A 19533-nucleotide genomic window follows, 5' to 3' on the forward strand; every position below is an offset into this window, starting at 1 on the left:
TTTAAGCTTGGAATTCCTGGAATTGTTTAATAAATGTGTTTAAGTCTATTTCTACCTGTTCACCTGTAGCCATATTTTTTACATTAATTTTGTTATTTTTAAGCTCATCATCACCAAGTATCGCTACATATTTAGCCTTTAAACGGTCAGCTGCTTTAAATTGGGCCTTGATTTTCCGGTCCAGGTAATCTCTTTCCGCAGAAAAACCAGCCATTCGAAGCTGCTGCAAAAGTCCGACCGTATAATCCTTTGCTTCTTCCCCAAGTGAAGCTACAAACACGTCAATTCCTTGATTGATTTCAAGATCAATACCTTCCGCATTAAGTGCCGCAATAAACCGCTCAATACTTAAAGCAAAACCGATTCCAGGCGTTTCAGGGCCGCCAATTTCTTCTGCAAGACCATTATAACGTCCGCCTCCACAAAGGGTGGTAATTGCTCCAAAGCCCTCCGCATTACTCATAATCTCAAATGCCGTATGATTATAATAATCTAAGCCACGGACTAAGTTTGAATCTACTTCAAATGGAATATCGAGCTGCGTTAAATACTGTTGTAATTTTTCAAAGTAAGCTTTAGAAAAATCATTCAAATAATCTAAGATCGAAGGCGCCGTTTTCATTAATTCGTGGTCACGGTCCTGCTTACAATCCAGGATTCGAAGCGGATTTTTTTCTAAACGGTTTTGACAGTCATGACAAAACTCCCCAATCCGCGGTTTGAAATGATTCACTAGCGCCTCACGGTGAGCCGTCCGGCTTTCTTTATCCCCTAAGCTGTTGATGATAAGTTTTAACTTCTGCAATCCCATTTCTTTATAAAGATTCATGGCTAAAGAAATTACCTCTGCATCAATCGCTGGGTCGTTACTTCCTAATGCCTCCACACCAAATTGAACAAATTGGCGGAATCGTCCTGCCTGCGGGCGTTCATAACGGAACATAGGTCCCATGTAATAAAGCTTAACAGGCTGATTAGCAAGACCAAACATTTTCTTCTCTACAAACGAGCGAACGACTGCAGCTGTTCCTTCAGGTCTAAGCGTTAAACTGCGTTTGCCTCTGTCTTCAAAGGTGTACATTTCTTTTTGGACAATATCGGTGCTATCGCCGACGCCTCTAGAAAAAAGATCTGTATGTTCAAAGATTGGTGTACGAATCTCTTGATATTGGTATTTTTCACAAAGTTCTCTTGCTTTTGCTTCAATTAACTGCCACTTTTCTACTTCACCAGGCAGTATGTCTTGCGTGCCTCTCGGGATGCTGATTGACATGGTGATTTACCTCCTTTATAAACATAACGCTTATGTAGATATTGTTAAATAGACGCTATTAGGGTGCTTGCTTTTTCTGGAAACACAAAAAAACTCCCATCCCTTGTAATCATACAAGGGACGAGAGTTTTAGTCCCGCGGTGCCACCCTAGTTGAAGAACATGAAAAAAATGCTCTTCCGCTTAAACAGTTAACGCCTGCAACGTTCATCTCCTAATAAAGCGGCTGCTTTTTCAGAGAGAAGCCTACGGAGTGTTCTTTCACTAAGGTACATGTAGAAATGCTTTCAGCCTAAGGCATTTCCTCTCTTTTCATGGATTATCTTAATTACTATGCTCCATCATTGGTTATTCCGAATATCTTTCATATTTATATAATAATACGTAGCAACAATGGTAATGTCAAGAGACATTTAAGACCTTCCCATATGTTTTTTTAACTTTCTGATATCGCCCATCGTTAGCCCAAATTCAGATGCAAGCTCAATGGAGTTTGAATGACCCTCTTTTTGTATAAAATCATGAAAATCTGCTCCAAAAAGACGGCCGTCCATTGACTGTATGTTCATTCCCTTATCACTCGATCTCATAACCAATCACCTCAGTCTTTTTTTCTAGTATTTCCACTCCGGCAAAAATCTTACATGTTTAGGTGATTTTTATGGCTTACTTCTAGTAAAATTGGCGTAATTAACTAATTAAGGAATAATTTTTGGGATTTTTACGATAAACTAAACTGATAAAGGAGGTTACGATGACAAAAAAGTAGAAGTATTATTGGGGGAAAATAGAGTATAAGTCCGGTAGTTTTGGCTGGGTATCAGGCTTGTTTCTTAGGAAAACGACTACTTCCACTCGCTGCCAGAGCCAATTTCTACCTTACTAGAAGTTATTTTTAGAAATTTTTTTGAGAGAATCGCAACAAAAAAAGCCCGGCATGAATGCCAAGGCTGCCTACTTGCTTTCCACAATCAACGTTACAGGGCCATCATTGACTAGTTCTACATCCATCATGGCGCCAAACACACCAGTTTCAACGGTAATTCCTTTGTCACGAAGCATCTGATTAAAGGCTTCATATAAGACTATCGCCTGTTCAGGCCTTGCTGCCTCCATAAAGTTCGGTCTCCGGCCTTTTCGGCAGTCCCCATAAAGGGTGAACTGGGAGACAGAGAGAATTTCTCCGCCAACATCCAATAAAGAATGATTCATTTTCCCATCATGATCTTCAAAGATCCGTAAGTTAGCAATTTTATCCGCTAAATAGGCGGCATCCTCTTCCTTATCGTCGTGTGTCACCCCAACCAACAGGACAAAGCCTTTGGTAATCTGTCCGGTTATTTCACCATCGACAGTTACCTTAGCCCCCTTGCTGCGCTGCACTACTATTCTCATGCTAGAAACTCCTTAATTCATGATCCGGCGAACCGAATAAATGTCTGGGATTTGCTTAATGCGTTCCACAACCTTTTGGAGGTGGTTAACATTATGAATAGCAATCGACATAATAATCGTCGCCATTTTATTCCGATCAGACTTCCCGGTAACAGCCGAAATATTGGTCTTCGTCTCACTAACTGCCTGGAGCACCTCATTAAGGAGCCCTTGACGGTCATAACCGCTGATTTCGATATCAACGTTATACTCTTTACGGTCGTTCAAGGAAGATTCCCACTCAACCGGAATCAGTCTGGATTGAGCATCATTGGAATCAATATTAGGGCAATCGGAACGATGGACAGAGACACCGCGCCCCTTCGTAATAAAACCAACTATTTCATCCCCAGGGACAGGACTACAGCATTTTGACAACCGGATTAAAAGGTTATCAATCCCTTGAACTCGTACACCTGATTCCCACTTTTTCATTGACGGGAAGGATTTCAAATCGGTAATGGCATTGGCAATGGTTGCCGATTGTTCCTTATCTCGTTTTTTTCGTTCTTTTTCCGTTAAGCGGTTTGCCACCTGCAAGGCTGTCACACCGTTATATCCAACTGCCGCATACATATCTTCTTCATTCATAAAGTTAAATTTTTCGGCGACTTTTTTTAGATTGTCCGGTGTTAAAATTTCCTTAAGATCAAATTCCATATTACGGATTTCTTTTTCAACCAGCTCTTTGCCTTTAATGACATTCTCATCCCGGCGCTGCTTCTTAAAAAATGCGCGAATCTTGTTCTTAGCTTGTGATGTCTGAGCAAGCTTCAACCAATCTTGACTTGGTCCGTATGAGTGTTTTGATGTGAGAATCTCAATGATATCACCGGTCTTCAATTTATAATCAAGTGTCACCATTTTGCCGTTCACTTTTGCGCCAATCGTCTTATTGCCGATTTCAGAGTGAATCCGATAGGCAAAATCGATAGGAACAGAACCAGATGGCAGTTCGATAACATCACCCTTCGGTGTGAAAATAAATACCATATCGGAAAACAAATCAATTTTCAATGACTCCATAAACTCCTCGGCATTCGCCGTATCATTTTGGAACTCAAGGATTTCTCTAAACCAGGTAAGTTTCTGCTCGAAAGTGGAGCTATCGCTTATCGTTTTTCCTTCTTTATATGCCCAGTGTGCCGCAACCCCAAATTCCGCAATTCGGTGCATTTCGTACGTCCGGATTTGTACTTCAAGCGGATCTCCTTTTGGTCCAATAACCGTTGTGTGCAAGGACTGATACATGTTCGGTTTCGGCATCGCGATATAGTCCTTGAAACGGCCGGGCATTGGCTTCCAGCAGGTGTGAATAATGCCAAGAACGGCATAGCAGTCCTTAATACTATTGACAACAATTCGAACCGCTAGCAAATCATAAATTTCACTGAATTGTTTATTTTGCAGTACCATTTTTCGATAGATGCTGTAGATATGCTTTGGTCGGCCTGAAAGCTCTGCCTTAATAGATACTTCATCCAGGCGGCCCTTTACTTCTTCAACGACATCATCCAAATATTGCTCACGTTCTGCACGTTTTTTCTTCATTAAGTTGACAATCCGGTAATATTGTTGCGGATTTAAATATCTTAATGCGGTATCTTCCAACTCCCATTTAATCTTAGAAATACCAAGACGATGAGCTAAAGGTGCAAAAATTTCAAGTGTTTCATTTGAAATTCGGCGCTGTTTCTCCATAGGAAGATGTTTAAGTGTCCGCATATTATGCAAGCGGTCAGCGAGCTTAATAAGGATCACGCGGATGTCCTGCGCCATTGCCACAAACATTTTCCGGTGATTCTCTGCCTGCTGCTCCTCATGAGACTTGTATTTAATTTTCCCTAACTTTGTAACCCCATCAACAAGCATTGCCACTTCGCCGTTAAAAGCCTCTGCAATATCCCCTAAGGTTACATTGGTATCTTCTACAACGTCATGGAGAAAACCAGCGGCCACCGTTGCCGGATCCATTTCAAGGTCGGCTAAAATACCGGCTACCTGAATAGGATGAATAATATATGGCTCTCCCGATTTTCTATATTGTTCACGATGGGCATGTTTCGCGTACTCATAAGCCTTTTTGACTAGTTCAACATGCTCATCATTCAAATACTTTCTGGTCTTGTCGATGACTTGGTCGGCCGTTAACACTTGATCGTTCGCCATGAAATCACCTTTATTTTCATCTCATTTTTTATATCAAAGTTTTTTGGAACTATACCTGTTGGACAAAATCAATAAATAAATATATTTTAAAAAAATGGTTACTAAATTAGAATGATTGTTACTATTATCGAAAAAAATAGCGAAGTTGTAAAGAGATTGTGCTGTTTTTTTACTAAATCACGAAATATTTGTCGTTTTTTTCACTTATAAAGCTTGTCAACATGAGTTTTACGTAAAAAAAACTCACCTCAACTATTATATAAAGAGAGCACTCGTTTCCTGAGTGCCCTCGATTCTCCATTAATAGTGCATCAATGTAAGAACATCGTAGCCGTCTAGTTTACTACGGCCTTCTAAATAGCTCAATTCTACTAGGAAAGCAATCCCCGCTACAACACCGCCAAGCTGCTCTACTAATTGAATTGTTGCTTCGATCGTGCCTCCTGTTGCCAGCAAATCATCAGTGATTAACACCCTTTGTCCTGGCTGAATGGCATCTTTATGAATTGTTAAAACATCCTTACCATATTCCAAACCATAGCTGACCTTAATCGTTTCTCGTGGCAGCTTTCCTTCTTTACGGACTGGTGCAAACCCTACTCCTAACGAATAGGCAACCGGGCAGCCAATAATAAAGCCTCGCGCTTCCGGTCCAACAATAATGTCGATTTGCCTCTCTTTTGCATATGCCACGATTTGGTCTGTTGCGTATTTATAGGCTTCACCATTATTCATTAAAGGGGTAATGTCTTTAAATTTAATTCCTGGTTTTGGCCAATCGGGTACGATTGTAATAAATTCTCTTAAATCCATTCTTTAATTGCCTCCTCAGATTCAACCGATCCTTGAATGACTTGATCGAACCAGCCTTTTAATTCTTGAAATGAGGAAAACAATAATTCTCTTTCAAGAGCATACTGGGCCTGTTTTGTTTGATAAGTTTGGGAATCAGTCAGGTCACGCTTTGGCGCTCCCGTTTTCAAAGTAATAAATCCATTGTTTATTGTAACAAAATCCAGTTCAGAAAACACCTTTGACATAAATTTAATCGTTTCCTGCGACCAGCCGCGGTGTTTCGCGATCGTTTCACCATGAAGTTTCAAGTCGATTGGGCCCTTTTTTAACAGGAGGGCATAGAACCATTTAAAATGATCGCGTGTAGGAATGGTGGAAAAATAATCGCTTGCTTCTTTAAAGAAATAAGCATAAATTCTTGCAGGTTCTTTTCCGGCGAACAATCCTTTTAAAAGGTCTTTTGACGGGGGGAAATCCACTAATGCAATATTAGCTTTGTACCCATCAAACGACTTAGCCTCTTCCATATCTTGGATAAAAATCACTTCAGACCGCAGCTCAGGTTTTAATTTTTCAAGGTTTTCTTTATTAAAAAGGATAATTTTTCTGTTTTCAGCAGGTACTGTGGTTTCGATATGATTCGCTCGCTTTTGCCCCCGAAAATCGAATAATTGCCACGAATGAACAGCCATATCATGAATAAAGATTTGTGGTTTACGTATATTATTCCATTCATTAATAGATAATTCCCCAATTAATGAAATTTTTGAGGCAGGTGAAATATGGTCAACGAGAGTTCCCAAACCAAATCCAATTCCGTCAAGGGTTGAATCTTCTTCACTGACTAAAACCTTAAGATGGTTCTGTTCACTGCCAATTTTTCTCATACTTGTAATCGCCACATTATCTATTAACACTTTTGGCTTTGGGTTGTCCATTCCAAACGGCGCCAGCAAACTGAGTTCATTTAATGAGGATAAGCTAATATCTCGAAGACGAATCTCCTCATCGAGCTGTGTTATCGGAATTAAATCGGTATCCGTCAGCTGCTCGTCAGCAAGGCGGTTTAAGCGTTCACGAAGCTCTGCCACGTCTTCAAGTTTCAAAGTCATCCCTGCAGCCATCGGATGTCCGCCAAAATGCGGCAAAAGTTCTCGGCAGGTGGATAAATTTTTAAATAAATCATATCCCACAATACTTCTTGCCGAACCCTTAGCGAGCCCTTTATCCGGATCAAAATTCAGCACAATCGTTGGCCGATAGAACTTTTCAACAAGTCTTGAAGCCACAATTCCAATAACACCAGGATTCCAGCCCTCTTTACCAATAACCAGTACTTTATTGGTCTCAATTGGGTAGTTTTTTTCAACCTCTTCGATCGCTTCAACCGTAATAGCATTGACAATCTCCTGCCTGGTTTTATTTAAGGCATCCATTTCTTCTGCTAAGCTCGCCGCTTCGTGCGGGTCGTCCGTCAATAATAATTGAACGGCTAAATCGGCATCTTCCAGCCTGCCGACGGCATTTATTCTAGGTGCAAGTGTAAATCCAATCGTCTCTTCATTGATCGACATCGGATCCACACCTGCTACTTTTAAGATTGCTTTTAGTCCAATATTTTGGGTTACTTTAAGTTTTTCGAGGCCTTTTTTAGCGATAAGGCGATTTTCACCTTTCAACGATACTAAGTCAGCAATCGTGCCAATAACGGCGATTTCAAATAAATGCTCGGGAATTTCCCCATACAATGCATGGGCGAGTTTAAAAGCTACTCCTACTCCGGCCAGTTCACGAAAGGGATAAATGCTATCAGGCAGTTTGGGATGAATGATTGCTAGGGCCTCTGGTAAAACCGGTCCAGGTTCATGGTGATCGGTAATAATAAGATCTAAGCCAATTTCATGCGCAACTGATGCTTCATGAACGGCAGCTATTCCTGTATCGACGGTAATAATCAATTTTATACCATTTTCCGCCGCTTGACGGAATGCGGGTTCGTTTGGTCCATAACCTTCTGTAAAACGATTAGGGATATAAAATTGGACGTTTGCCCCTAAATCACGAAGTGTAATCATTAACACCGAGGTGCTGCTTACACCATCTGCATCATAATCTCCAAAAATGAGGATAGGTTCTTGTTTTTCAATCGCCTCACGAATTCGCTTAACCGCTGTTTCCATTCCTTTTAGTAAGAAAGGATCGTGAAACTCATCTTTTCCAAATAAAAAATACCGAGCAGATTCTACGGTATTAAGTCCACGGTTTACAAGTAGGGATGCAACTAGCGGTGTGATTTTCAATTCATTTACAAGCATTTGGGCGAGATTACGATCAGAATTGCGAACAATCCATTTTGTTTTTGATTTTAACATTGGTACGTTCACCCCTCAGACTTTCTAATTATACAGGAGTAGGCATAAGCTTTCAATCAAAAGAAAAAACTGCAAAAAGATTTGCAGTTTTTTAGAAAGATATTAGACCTGTCTAGCTTCAGCGCTCAGCAGCTAGACTTCGCTCTTCTAGACCTGAGGCTGATCAGAGTATTTTCTTTTTTCCTTAACGGTTCTAATGACACCCTTCTTTTTCAGTTCCTTGCACTTCATAACATACCATAAAGAACCTGCGACAAAGACGGATGAATAAACACCGACAATTAATCCGACAAACAACGCAATTGAGAAATTACGAATCGAAGGACTTCCAAAGATCATTATGCATGCTGTAGTAACTAGGACAGTAAGAACCGTATTAATGGAACGAGTTAACGTTTGACGAATACTTACGTTTACCACATCAGCAATATCCTGGACCGTTTTAAGACGTTTTTTCTTATGCATATTTTCACGAACCCGGTCAAACGTGACAATTGTATCATGGTTTGAATAACCAACAATAGTCAAAATCGCCGCGATGTAGTTTAAATCTACTTCAAGTCTTGTGATGCTGAAAATGGCAATCATAAAGAATGCATCGTGAAGTATAGCAGCAATAGCTGCGATGGCCATATAGGCCTCAAATCGGATTGAAACATAGAGAATGATGCCTATTGATGCCAGCAGCACAGAAATAAAGGCATTTTTCGCCAGTTCTTTACCTACAGTCGGAGAAACTGTGCTGACATTCGGCTCATAGCCATATTCCTTTTTTAAATCTGCTTTTAAAGAAGCAATCTCATTCTTAGACAATACCCCAATCATTCGAACAGCACCAATTTGATTGTTGTTACCTGAGATTACTACATCATCCGGCTTTAAACCGCGATCAGTAAAAGCGCTTCTAACCTCTTCTGTAGTTAATGGCGTCTTCGATTGTACCTCTATCCGAGTACCACTCGAAAAATCAATACCTAAGTTCAAGCGGAAAATAGCAAGAACGATAATACCTGCGAGAATGAGAGTGCCCGATAAAACAAATACTTTCTTCCTTAAACCAACAAAATCAATTTTATCAAATCTGGTTGGCAAGTCGACAGTATCAACGTTATCGTTAATATTGTTAATTTGTGAAGGATGTACGGCAAACCAACCGGGTTTTTTATTAACAATACCACTCTTCACCCATAGTCCTAATAGCAGCCTTGACCCATAAACATTTGTCAAAAAGCTCATTAGAACACTCACAATTAACATGGTCGCAAACCCTTTTACAGAACTTGTCCCATAGAAAAATAATACACACGCTGTAAGAATGGTTGTTAAGTTTGCGTCAAATATAGCTGTAAAGGCATGTTTCTCACCAGCTTCGAACGCCGACTTTAGGCTTCGGCCTACCTTTAATTCTTCACGAATTCGTTCATAGGTGATGATGTTGGCATCGACTGCCATACCTACCCCGAGGATGATTGCAGCAATCCCCGGCAGGGTCAGGACCCCATTCATCCAATCAAAAATTAATAGCACTAGATATGTAAAAATGGTTAACGTAATGGTAGCAATAAAACCTGGAAAACGATAATAGAAAATCATAAATAAATAGATGATTACGATACCGACGATTCCCGCAAAAACTGTTTCATGTAAGGCCTGTTCCCCAAACTTAGCTCCAACAGAAGTGGAGTATACTTCTTTCAGTTTTACAGGTAAGGAACCAGCATTTAATAGTGAAGCCAAAGTTTGCGCTTCTTTTGCAGTAAAGCTGCCGACAATCGAAACTGAATCCTGATTAAAGATTTCCTTTACAGTCGGAGCCGATAAAAATTTGGGATTTGCTTTAGTTACTTCTTTTTTAAAGGAATCTTTTCCTTCTTCAAAATCCAGCCAAATAACTAGGTAATTGTTTGGCGCCATATTCATAATCTCTTCAGAGACTTTACGGAATTTATCAGCACTTTTTAATGATAAAGTAACGCTTGGTGCCCCATTTTGATCAAAGGTTTGCTTAGCTCCCCCTTGCTTCAAATCGGACCCGTCCATCATTAGTTTGTCATTGGCATCTCGGAAAGAAAGATTTGCTTGAGTGGACAAGATTTCCCTTGCTTTGTTTTGGTCTTTTACGCCGGCAAGCTGAACACGAATTCGGTTTGTACCCTCAATTTGAATACTAGGTTCACTTACTCCTAGGACGTTAATCCGTTTATCGAGGGCTTCCGCAGTACTAGCCAAGACGTCCTTTGTAATTTTTTGCCCTTTTTTCGCTGGCTGAACCTCGTATAAGACCTCAAATCCCCCTTGAAGGTCAAGTCCAAGCTTCATATTATTTAAGATGTTCTTTGTTGTTGCTCCAATTGTGCTTCCAAAAATGAGAATCAAAAGAAAGAAAGCAATAATTCTACTACGCTTTACCATTATGTAATGTTCCTCCTTATTGCATGTGCAAAAGCACTGTTACGTTTACCCCTATTTAAGAATAATGAAAAAGTCACTTCTTTCATTATGAAATAACTTCTACAGACTGTCAATTTAACATTTTTTCTTATTTTAGGGCTGTGTTAAGCTTGAGGTTGATTTCCACTCCTGGCGCTTCGCTTTCCGCGGGCGGTCCGGGGAGCCTCCTCGGCGCTTAAGCGCCTGTGGGGTCTCCCCTGCCCCGTACTCCCGCAGGAGTCTGCGCGCCTTCCGCTCCAATCAACATGCTTAAAATCAACAATAACCTTTAACACAGCCTATTTTAAAAGCTCCTTAAGCTCTTCTTCATTATCAATCGAGAATTCGGAAGTTTTATAGGATTCGATGGTTACATAATTTAGATAGTCACTTACCCTAACAGAGAGAATATCCTGGATCATTTCATAAAGCCTCATCTCATGTTTTACCTTTTTCCACTTTTTCTTTACTAGGAATTTCCAAAAACCTTGTTCTGATACAGAGTCAATTCCCAGCAGGCGAAACTCCTCTAATTTGCTCTTTAATGCAGGCTGTACTTGGGTACGAAACTCTTCGTTTACGTGACTATTATCCATTCTCTCTGCCTCCCCAAAATCTCGTTTAAAAATTCACCGTTTATGAAAACCATTCAAAAAGCCAGTACAACTTGTCATGCTTTGTCCACCACTAGGCATATAGTTAATTGTATATGAATTCTTCTTATTTGAGAAGGTGGGAACCAAAATGTCGAAGTTTTTAAAAGGGACTTTTATCCTTTTAGTTGCAGGTTTTATCACAAGAGTCCTAGGCTTTATTTATCGGATTGTTCTGGCAAGAAGTATAGGCGAAGAAGGCGTCGGTTTATATATGATGGCATATCCTACGTTCATTCTTGTCGTAACGATTATTCAGTTAGGTCTTCCGGTTGCTATCTCGAAAAACATTGCAGAGGCGGAGGCCAAAGGTGATCATGCCGAAATCAAAAAAATCCTAGTCGTTTCCCTGGCGATCACGGTGGGTTTATCGATTGTCTTTACACCAGCATTGATTTTACTGGCACCTATTCTATCAACCACACTGTTTACAGACCCAAGAACCTACTATCCTCTGATGGCAATTGCCCCAGCACTTCCCATTATCGCAGTGGCATCTGTGTTGAGAGGATACTTTCAAGGCCGGCAAAATATGCGGCCATCAGCCATTTCACAAATACTTGAACAATTTGTGCGGATTACGTTAATCGCAACAGCAACTAAAACATTCCTCCCTTATGGAGTGGAATATGCGGCGGCAGCGGCTATGGCGGCCTCCGTTTTAGGCGAATTGCTTTCTCTCGTTTATTTACTGACTACCTTTAAATTAAAAAAACGGTTTAAGCTGAGAAAAAACTTTTTCCAATTTGTTCAAAAAGGAAAACGAACTTTTAAAAATTTAATGGAAATCGCTCTGCCTACGATGGGAAGCAGAATGATTGGTTCAATCTCTTGGTTTTTTGAGCCGATTGTTGTGGCCCACAGTCTAGCCCTAGCAGGTGTCCTTGCAGGTGATGCTACAAAGCAATATGGTGCCTTAACCGGTTATGCCATGCCGTTGTTAATGCTGCCTTCCTTTGTTACCTTTTCGCTGGCAACCTCCCTTGTACCTGCTATTAGTGAGGCAAATTCTAAAAATCAACATAATATTATTGAATATCGATTACAACAAGCATTGCGGTTTGTGTTTTTAACAGGCGGGCTTGCCGTGATTATCCTCTATGTATTAGCAGACCCGCTCATGCAGCTGATGTACGGCTCTACAAAAGGATCCTTTTTTATCCGCCTTATGGCTCCATTTATGTTGGTTTACTACTATCAAGGTCCATTACAGGCAGTGTTACAGGCCTTAAATCTCGCTCGAGCAGCAATGATTAATAGTCTAATTGGTTCAGTTGTTAAAACAGCTGTAATTTTCTTACTTGCCTCCCAAGCCTCATTCGGTATTAATGGGGCTGCCCTAGGAATTGTGGTTGGTTTTGTCCTTGTAACCGGACTACATTTTGCAACCGTATTAAAGAAGGTTTCCTTTTCCTTTTATACAAGAGATTACTTAAAGGGGTTCCTTGTAATGGGGCTCTCAGGCTGGCTGGGCTATTATCTTTTTGACCATTTCCTTTTACAGGAACATTTAATTGTCCGTGTCATCGCAGCGGCATTCGCAATGGTAGTTTCTTATTTTGCCATGCTCGTTTTATTCCGCCTTATTAAAAAAGAGGAACTAAAGCGGATCCCATGGTTTGGAAACCTAATCCCTTCGTGACCAATCTTACTAAACCAAAAGAAGACATGCCTTATGGGCGTGTCTTCTTAATCGTAATCCTTTAAATCGATATAAAAGTTTCCATTTTCAAAACTGCAAAAAGAAATGTCCTTAACTTCGCGGTATCCCTTCTTTTTCAATTCCTGCCGCAGCCAGAGATTTGTTTTATTGATCCGCTTTAGATTTTCTTCGTCAATTTGTCCATCCATTATTAAGGGGATCGTGATGTCGCCCTGCTTTGTCGGGTCTTCAGGGTTTTTTAATTTTTCTATCACTGATAAACTTCCGGAGGGTTCGAGAATAGCAAATTCAACGTCCGCTATGCTGCGGATGTCCTTTTCTCTTAATTGCACCATTAAATCATCAAAATTATAGCGCTGCTTACGCATGGCCTTCTCATCAATTTTCCCCCTGTTAATAATAATAATTGGCTTACCATCAATCAAATCACGTAACCTTTTACTCTTTAATGATAAAATCGCCATGGTGATCTGAATGGTCATTAAAACTAACATGGGAACCATCGTTTGGAATAACGGTGAATGATGATTTTCAATGGAAACAACCGCCATCTCACCAATCATAATGAATACGACAAGATCCAGAATACTTAGTTCACCAATTTCACGTTTGCCCATCACTCGAAAAATGAGGAGGATGAGGAGATAAAACACAATGGTCCGAAACACGATCGATACATATTCCACTATTGGTCCGCCCCTTTTTTTAAATCACTGAATAGTATCGGATATTTTATTGTCATTTATGAAAGGAAGTTAGTTCCAAAAAAATTCTTATAGAGCGGAAGTATTTATTCTACTTTGTGCTTTGCCTGAATACGCTTGTACTAGGAAGAATAACTGTCTAGGACTTGGCCAGCTAAAAAGAGGAAGGGTTGGTCTTGGAACGAAGGGGGAGAGTTAAAATCGAATCGAAAAGCTTTGGGGTATCCATACTGTATGGATTAATTTTCATTTTTGCCTTTGCCCTAGTTTGCAGTCTTATTTTTGCGTTTATCCTTCGATTTACGTCCGCTCAAGAGGGATCACTTCAATATGTGATTACAGCCTTATCATTCATCGGGCTGTTTGGCGGCGGTTTTCTTTCGGGCGGAAAACGAAAAGAAAAAGGCTGGCTTATTGGCGGACTAACAGGGATTTTTTATTCATTTGCTGTCTTTTTGTTTCAATATCTTGGCTATGACCGCTTGTTTGATGCGGAACAAGTAATTTATCACACCTGCTATACATTGATTGCAATGATGGGCGGAATATTGGGAGTAAATATTGCTGCCAACAATTCTCGGAGGTCTGCATAAGTCAAGCGGAAGCGCCTAGAACAGGGGCTTATGACCCCGAGCCCCTAGGCGCTGCAGCTAAATCATTTTCAAACATTTAATGCTTTCTTATCTAATAGAAAAGGAAGCCATACATGTGTGGCTTCCTTTTTATGATTCCTTATTTGTTTAGGCTTACGCTTCCTTCACTTGTACCAGCTGCGGATTCAGTTACCTCACGGATGGCGTTGCGGTCATATGTAAGACGGCTGCCGTCACCACATTTAATCACAACTTTATTATCGTCAATTGAGTCAATAAAGCCATGAAGACCACCAATCGTGACGATTTTATCCCCTTTTTTCAATTCGTTTTGCATGTTCGCAACCTTTTTTTGGCGCTTTTGCTGCGGACGGATTAATAGGAAATAAAATAACACAAACATTAATATTAATGGAATGATTGTACCAATACCTTGCACTCTGTTTCCCTCCTTTCAAAAACATCTATTAGAAATTTTTCGCGTTAGGCTTGTTAAAACCATAACGTTCAAAAAACTCTTCGCGGAAATCTCCAAGCCTGTCTTCCATAATGGCTTGTCTGACCTTCTCCATTAATCTTAACAGAAAATAGAGATTATGGTAAGACGTTAAACGAATTCCGAAAGTTTCATCACATTTAATTAAGTGACGGATATAAGCTCTCGAGTAATTTCGGCATGTATAGCAGTCACACTCAGGATCAAGCGGGCCAAAATCACGGGCATATTGCGCATTTTTCACCACAAGCCGTCCGGTACTTGTCATTAATGTACCATTTCGGGCAATCCGTGTTGGCAATACACAATCAAACATATCAATCCCGCGAATCGCTCCGTCAATTAGAGAATCCGGTGAGCCAACCCCCATTAGATAACGAGGTTTATTCGTTGGCAACATTGGTGTGGTAAATTCAAGGACACGGTTCATGACATCCTTTGGCTCTCCGACTGATAACCCGCCTACTGCGTAACCTGGGAAGTCAAGTGAGACAAGGTCATTTGCACTTTGTCTGCGGAGTTCTTCATATTCGCCCCCTTGGACGATCCCAAATAATCCTTGGTCTTGTGGATGCTGATGAGCATTTAAACAGCGCTCAGCCCATCTTGACGTCCTCTCAACGGACTTTTTCATATATTCAAAAGTGGCAGGAAATGGCGGGCATTCGTCAAATGCCATCATAATATCGGAACCAAGGGCATTTTGAATTTCCATTGCTTTTTCCGGTGATAAAAATAGTTTCTCCCCACTCATATGATTGCGGAAATGAACTCCTTCTTCTTCAATTTTACGGAATTCACTTAAACTAAAAACCTGAAAACCACCTGAGTCTGTTAAGATGGCCCGGTCCCAATTCATAAATTTATGAAGACCGCCAGCCTCTTTAATGATTTCATGACCTGGTCTGAGCCATAAGTGGTAGGTATTACTTAAAATGATCCCAGCACCCATTTCTTTTAAATCTTCAGGTGACATGGTTTTTACGGTTGCCAGTGTCCCGACCGGCATAAAGGCAGGTGTGTCAAAAGATCCGTGTGGTGTATGGACCCTGCCGAGCCTCGCCCCCGTTTGTTTACATGTTTTGATTAATTCATAACGAATCGCGGTCAAATTGTTGTCTCCTTCCTATAAAAGGCGGTTGTGAGCAGAGCTAAGCTAAATCAATGCAAAGTGCAGAATAAATATTTTACAGAAAAGATTGTTTAGAATCATTTATATTTGCGGCGCTCCGCCCCTTTACCATTAGATGATGAACATTGCATCACCAAAGCTGAAAAAGCGATACCGTTCAGCGACGGCTGTATTGTAGGCATGCAAAATATTCTCTCTGCCGGCTAAGGCACTGACCAGCATAATCAGGGTGGACTTAGGCAAATGGAAATTAGTAATCATACCGTCAATCGCCTTAAATTCATAACCAGGATAGATAAAAATACTTGTCCAGCCGCTTCCGGCGGTAAATTGTCCATTATTAGCTGATGCAATCGTCTCTAATGTCCGAGTTGATGTGGTTCCAACCGTTATAATTCTTCCCCCGCTCTGCCTTACCTCGTTCAGCAGCTGAGCGGTGCCCTCTGTTACCATATAAAATTCGGAGTGCATATCGTGCTCCAATACATCCTCCACACTCACGGGACGAAAAGTACCAAGACCTACATGAAGCGTGATAAACGCAATATGTACTCCTTTTGCTTTAATTTCCTCTAAAAGGGACTCCGTAAAGTGAAGACCTGCTGTTGGTGCGGCAGCTGATCCCGGTTCGCGGGCATATACTGTCTGATAACGATCACGGTCTTCTAGCTGTTCTTTTATATAGGGAGGCAGCGGCATTTCACCTAACTGGTCAAGTACCTCGTAGAATATTCCAGTGTATTTAAACTGTAATACTCTACCGCCATGGTCTGACTCGCCGGTGCAAACAGCTGTAAGCAGCCCATCTCCAAAGACAAGTTCAGTCCCTACCTTTACTCGCTTTGCCGGCTTGACAAGTGTTTCCCACTGATCGTCCTCCAGTTGTTTTAATAGCAGGACTTCAATCTTGGCACCCGTATCGTTTTTTACACCAAAAAGGCGTGCAGGCAGTACCTTGGTGTCATTTAAGACAAGGCAGTCCCCTTCACGCAAATATTCTGTAATATTTTTAAACACTTCATGCTTTATTTCGCCTGTTTGTTTATTTAATACCATTAATCGGCTGTCTGTCCTTGTTTTTAGCGGCACCTGAGCAATGAGTTCCTCAGGCAAATGAAAATCAAAAATATCTACTTTCATAATCTATCACACCTTACTTATCGAAATCTCCCTAAAAAATAAAAAAACAGGGATAATACAATACTTACTATGATCGATGTCACAAGAGGGAAATAAAAGGTCGCATTCCCTTTCTTGATTACGACATCTCCCGGAAGCCTTCCTAAATGTAAAAATTGAATCAAAAATCCAATAATAAACAAAAGGGCGCCAATGACCATTAATATTTTGGATAAAGAGGTCATTCCATCGGCACCTCCATGCCAAAATGGTGATATACTGCACCAGTTACGACCCTGCCACGGGGGGTTCGCTGTAAAAACCCAATTTGGAGGAGATATGGCTCATACACGTCTTCTATCGTTTCTGCCTCTTCCCCAATCGATGCAGCAATCGTATCAAGCCCAACTGGACCGCCGCGGAATTTTTCAATAATACCTTTTAATAGCTTGTGATCAATATGATCAAGTCCTAAACGGTCGACCTGCAGTAATTCCAATGCTTGTCTTGCTTGGGACAGGTCAATTGTACCATTCCCCTTCACTTGTGCAAAATCCCTTACCCGACGAAGAAGACGGTTAGCGATTCTTGGGGTTCCCCTTGCCCTTCTGGCAATTTCAGCTGCAGAAGGTTCATCCATTTCAGTTTCAAACAAATCAGCTGTTCGCAATACAATATTTTTTAGTTGGTCTTCCTTATAATACTCGAGCCTGCACAAAACTCCAAATCGGTCGCGTAACGGAGCGGATAAAGAGCCTGCCCGGGTAGTAGCACCGACTAATGTAAACGGAGGAAGGTCAAGCCGGACGGACCTCGCACTTGGCCCTTTTCCGATGACAATATCCAGACAAAAGTCTTCCATCGCCGGATAAAGTACTTCTTCTATTGTCCGTGGGAGCCTGTGAATTTCATCGATAAATAACACGTCCCCAGGTTCAAGAGAGGTTAGGATGGCAGCTAGATCACCAGGCCGTTCGATAGCTGGGCCTGAGGTTGTCCGGATATTCACTCCCATTTCATTGGCAATAATCACCGCAAGTGTTGTCTTTCCTAATCCCGGAGGACCATAAAGGAGAACATGATCAAGTGTCTCCTTTCGCAGCTTTGCGGCCTTAATAAATATCTCGAGATTCTCTTTTACCTGAGTTTGCCCGATGTATTGCTTTAATGTTTGCGGCCTCAGGCTTTGTTCAATCGTAATCTCGCTTTCATTCACTTCACTCGATATAATCCGCTCGTCCATGAATTATCACCTATTTCAAAAGCCGTTGGAGGGCTTTTTTAATATATTGATCGGTTGAAAGCTGCTCTTTTTGTAATTCAGGAGAAATCTTTTTAATTTCTTTCTCAGAATAGCCAAGGGCTTTTAAGGCAAGGATGGCTTCTTCGAAGGACGAATTGATTAACTGCTCAGGCAGTGGAAATTCGTTAGCATTGAAAAGATTAGGGAAGTAATCGGGCACGATATCCTGTAATTTCCCTTTCAGGTCAAGAATCATTTGCCGCGCTGTTTTTTTGCCGACGCCGGGAAATTTGACAAGAAAGCTTTCATCTTCATTTTCAATGGCATTAACCACTTGCTTGACTTCACCTGAAGCTAGAATGGCCAGCGCACCCTTAGGGCCAATCCCCGAGACATTTAATAGTTTGGTAAAAAGTCTCTTTTCCTCTCTTGTTTCAAATCCGTATAGGGCGATCACATCTTCGCGGACATAATGGTAGGTATAAACAGTTACCATTGTTTCCATCTTACCGGCGAAAATAAACGGATTGGGTGTGGAGATTTGGTAGCCAATCCCATTATTTTCGACGACGATGTATTCTGGACCGACAAACTCTACCATCCCTTTTATAAATTCATACAATCGTATTCTCTCCCCAATTAAACCTCAAAGGTTTTTCTCTTGAAAAATCAGCTATCTTTCATTTTAACATAAGTTTAGAAGGTTATTGAAGAAATTCGTTTCTTCCTAAAAAGTCTAATAATTCAGTATGACTAAAGTTGGGATGGAGGTAAAAAGCTAGTTACATAAAAAAACAGGCTGATTTGACTCAATCAGTCTGAATTTGACAGGTCTACTCTTCTTTTAAAGAATAAGGTTCAAACGTCTCTAAAACCTCAACGTAATGGTCTCTGGATTTAATGGGGATACCCTGTATTAATTCTTCTTGTTTTTTACCCTCAAGTTTCTTGATATCTATTTGAAAGAATGACTGAATAATCCGTGATTGTCCCGGCCGGCCATTAAAGATCGTTAAAACACCATCCTCTGTAACACCAAAAAAACCATTTACTTTTAATAATGGGGAGATATCGTCAACCTGCTTTCGGAATACATAGGTTGAATCGTGAATGTTGGTAAGCTGCCATTGGTCATATTTAGCCCAAAAATTATCCATTTTCCAACATGTCTCGTGCACTAATTCCTGACTTACTTCCCCATCAAGATAGACTCTTTCTAGGATAACCGTCAAGTTGAGCGGCTCTGTCCTCGGTGTTTGGTAATCTTGCTGTGCAGCCGAGCTTATTGGTATTAGCCCTGGAACCCTTACGATAAACATGAAGAGAATAACAGCAAATACGGCTAATGTGTACCTGTACATTGCTATCCAAATGACCCTCATGTTACTCACCTCTTAATGTTAATTATTGAACATACCTTACAGTACTAGTTTAGCCTTTATTTGCCTTATTATCCTT

The 19533-nt window shown here is 40.8% G+C and carries 18 protein-coding genes and 1 other annotated feature; of the genes, 2 read left to right on the forward strand and 16 right to left on the reverse strand.

Going from position 1 to position 19533, the window contains the following annotated elements; all coding sequences use genetic code 11:
* Position 1: 1 nt before the first annotated feature.
* From hisS to M3226_RS06020, 8 genes are all read right to left on the reverse strand, one after another.
* On the reverse strand, positions 2-1273 hold the full coding sequence (gene hisS / locus M3226_RS05985) for a histidine--tRNA ligase (protein ID WP_251563523.1): 1272 nt from the start codon (positions 1271-1273) through the stop codon (positions 2-4).
* A gap of 113 nt (positions 1274-1386) precedes the next feature.
* Positions 1387-1626, reverse strand: a binding site (T-box leader).
* A gap of 59 nt (positions 1627-1685) precedes the next feature.
* Positions 1686-1862: a hypothetical protein gene (locus M3226_RS05990; RefSeq protein ID WP_251563525.1), complete on the reverse strand. Its 177-nt coding sequence runs from the start codon at positions 1860-1862 to the stop codon at positions 1686-1688.
* Positions 1863-2226: 364 nt separating this feature from the next.
* A complete protein-coding gene (gene dtd, locus M3226_RS05995) occupies positions 2227-2667 on the reverse strand; it encodes a D-aminoacyl-tRNA deacylase (RefSeq protein WP_251563528.1) in 441 nt (146 codons plus the stop codon).
* 12 nt (positions 2668-2679) lie between these two features.
* Positions 2680-4875 carry a RelA/SpoT family protein gene (locus tag M3226_RS06000; RefSeq protein WP_251563529.1) on the reverse strand — a complete coding sequence of 732 codons (2196 nt, stop codon included), beginning with the start codon at positions 4873-4875 and terminating at the stop codon, positions 2680-2682.
* A gap of 300 nt (positions 4876-5175) precedes the next feature.
* Complete coding sequence (locus tag M3226_RS06005) at positions 5176-5688, reverse strand: adenine phosphoribosyltransferase (RefSeq protein WP_251563531.1); 513 nt, start codon at positions 5686-5688, stop codon at positions 5176-5178.
* Positions 5679-8042 carry a single-stranded-DNA-specific exonuclease RecJ gene (recJ, locus tag M3226_RS06010; protein ID WP_251563534.1) on the reverse strand — a complete coding sequence of 788 codons (2364 nt, stop codon included), beginning with the start codon at positions 8040-8042 and terminating at the stop codon, positions 5679-5681. Before recJ ends, M3226_RS06005 begins: the two co-directional genes overlap by 10 nt.
* A 147-nt stretch (positions 8043-8189) precedes the next feature.
* Entirely contained in the window at positions 8190-10454 is a 2265-nt protein-coding gene (gene secDF, locus M3226_RS06015; protein WP_251563535.1) for a protein translocase subunit SecDF, read from the reverse strand.
* 317 nt (positions 10455-10771) lie between these two features.
* Positions 10772-11068 (reverse strand): post-transcriptional regulator, encoded by a 297-nt coding sequence (locus M3226_RS06020; protein ID WP_251563537.1) that lies wholly within the window; start codon positions 11066-11068, stop codon positions 10772-10774.
* Positions 11069-11216: 148 nt separating this feature from the next.
* Between M3226_RS06020 and spoVB the strand changes: the two genes are divergently transcribed.
* Positions 11217-12767 (forward strand): stage V sporulation protein B, encoded by a 1551-nt coding sequence (gene spoVB, locus M3226_RS06025; protein ID WP_251563539.1) that lies wholly within the window; start codon positions 11217-11219, stop codon positions 12765-12767.
* 47 nt (positions 12768-12814) lie between these two features.
* Here spoVB and M3226_RS06030 read toward each other — a convergent pair whose 3' ends face one another.
* Positions 12815-13477 (reverse strand): DUF421 domain-containing protein, encoded by a 663-nt coding sequence (locus M3226_RS06030; RefSeq protein WP_251563953.1) that lies wholly within the window; start codon positions 13475-13477, stop codon positions 12815-12817.
* A gap of 191 nt (positions 13478-13668) precedes the next feature.
* Here M3226_RS06030 and M3226_RS06035 point away from each other — a divergent pair, with 191 nt between their 5' ends.
* On the forward strand, positions 13669-14085 hold the full coding sequence (locus M3226_RS06035) for a TIGR04086 family membrane protein (RefSeq protein WP_251563541.1): 417 nt from the start codon (positions 13669-13671) through the stop codon (positions 14083-14085).
* 139 nt (positions 14086-14224) lie between these two features.
* Here M3226_RS06035 and yajC read toward each other — a convergent pair whose 3' ends face one another.
* The 7 genes from yajC to M3226_RS06070 all read right to left on the reverse strand — a co-directional run bounded on the left by yajC (position 14225) and on the right by M3226_RS06070 (position 19457).
* A complete protein-coding gene (yajC, locus tag M3226_RS06040) occupies positions 14225-14524 on the reverse strand; it encodes a preprotein translocase subunit YajC (protein ID WP_251563543.1) in 300 nt (99 codons plus the stop codon).
* 28 nt (positions 14525-14552) lie between these two features.
* Positions 14553-15692 carry a tRNA guanosine(34) transglycosylase Tgt gene (gene tgt / locus M3226_RS06045; RefSeq protein WP_251563545.1) on the reverse strand — a complete coding sequence of 380 codons (1140 nt, stop codon included), beginning with the start codon at positions 15690-15692 and terminating at the stop codon, positions 14553-14555.
* A 132-nt stretch (positions 15693-15824) separates the two neighbouring features.
* On the reverse strand, positions 15825-16853 hold the full coding sequence (queA, locus tag M3226_RS06050; protein ID WP_251563547.1) for a tRNA preQ1(34) S-adenosylmethionine ribosyltransferase-isomerase QueA: 1029 nt from the start codon (positions 16851-16853) through the stop codon (positions 15825-15827).
* 17 nt (positions 16854-16870) lie between these two features.
* The gene (locus M3226_RS06055; RefSeq protein ID WP_251563549.1) at positions 16871-17077 is read right to left on the reverse strand and encodes a DUF2905 domain-containing protein; all 207 of its coding nucleotides are present in this window, start codon (positions 17075-17077) and stop codon (positions 16871-16873) included.
* Positions 17074-18075, reverse strand: a complete 1002-nt coding sequence (ruvB, locus tag M3226_RS06060; RefSeq protein WP_251563551.1) for a Holliday junction branch migration DNA helicase RuvB — start codon at positions 18073-18075, stop codon at positions 17074-17076. The genes M3226_RS06055 and ruvB overlap by 4 nt, the downstream gene beginning before the upstream one ends.
* Positions 18076-18085: 10 nt before the next feature.
* Positions 18086-18697, reverse strand: coding sequence for a Holliday junction branch migration protein RuvA (gene ruvA, locus M3226_RS06065; protein WP_251563553.1), 612 nt, complete (start codon positions 18695-18697; stop codon positions 18086-18088).
* Positions 18698-18908: 211 nt separating this feature from the next.
* On the reverse strand, positions 18909-19457 hold the full coding sequence (locus M3226_RS06070) for an intercompartmental signaling factor BofC (protein ID WP_251563555.1): 549 nt from the start codon (positions 19455-19457) through the stop codon (positions 18909-18911).
* Positions 19458-19533 lie beyond the last annotated feature (76 nt).

This window comes from Neobacillus cucumis (assembly GCF_023715505.1).

What these genes read in the sequence shown, in the direction of transcription:
- hisS (WP_251563523.1), bottom strand. Translation starts at nt 1,273, where the DNA reads ATGTCAATCAGCATCCCGAGAGGCACGCAAGACATACTGCCTGGTGAA.
- M3226_RS05990 (WP_251563525.1), bottom strand. Translation starts at nt 1,862, where the DNA reads ATGAGATCGAGTGATAAGGGAATGAACATACAGTCAATGGACGGCCGT.
- dtd (WP_251563528.1), bottom strand. Translation starts at nt 2,667, where the DNA reads ATGAGAATAGTAGTGCAGCGCAGCAAGGGGGCTAAGGTAACTGTCGAT.
- M3226_RS06000 (WP_251563529.1), bottom strand. Translation starts at nt 4,875, where the DNA reads ATGGCGAACGATCAAGTGTTAACGGCCGACCAAGTCATCGACAAGACC.
- M3226_RS06005 (WP_251563531.1), bottom strand. Translation starts at nt 5,688, where the DNA reads ATGGATTTAAGAGAATTTATTACAATCGTACCCGATTGGCCAAAACCA.
- recJ (WP_251563534.1), bottom strand. Translation starts at nt 8,042, where the DNA reads ATGTTAAAATCAAAAACAAAATGGATTGTTCGCAATTCTGATCGTAAT.
- secDF (WP_251563535.1), bottom strand. Translation starts at nt 10,454, where the DNA reads ATGGTAAAGCGTAGTAGAATTATTGCTTTCTTTCTTTTGATTCTCATT.
- M3226_RS06020 (WP_251563537.1), bottom strand. Translation starts at nt 11,068, where the DNA reads ATGGATAATAGTCACGTAAACGAAGAGTTTCGTACCCAAGTACAGCCT.
- spoVB (WP_251563539.1), top strand. Translation starts at nt 11,217, where the DNA reads ATGTCGAAGTTTTTAAAAGGGACTTTTATCCTTTTAGTTGCAGGTTTT.
- queA (WP_251563547.1), bottom strand. Translation starts at nt 16,853, where the DNA reads ATGAAAGTAGATATTTTTGATTTTCATTTGCCTGAGGAACTCATTGCT.
- M3226_RS06055 (WP_251563549.1), bottom strand. Translation starts at nt 17,077, where the DNA reads ATGACCTCTTTATCCAAAATATTAATGGTCATTGGCGCCCTTTTGTTT.
- ruvB (WP_251563551.1), bottom strand. Translation starts at nt 18,075, where the DNA reads ATGGACGAGCGGATTATATCGAGTGAAGTGAATGAAAGCGAGATTACG.
- M3226_RS06070 (WP_251563555.1), bottom strand. Translation starts at nt 19,457, where the DNA reads ATGAGGGTCATTTGGATAGCAATGTACAGGTACACATTAGCCGTATTT.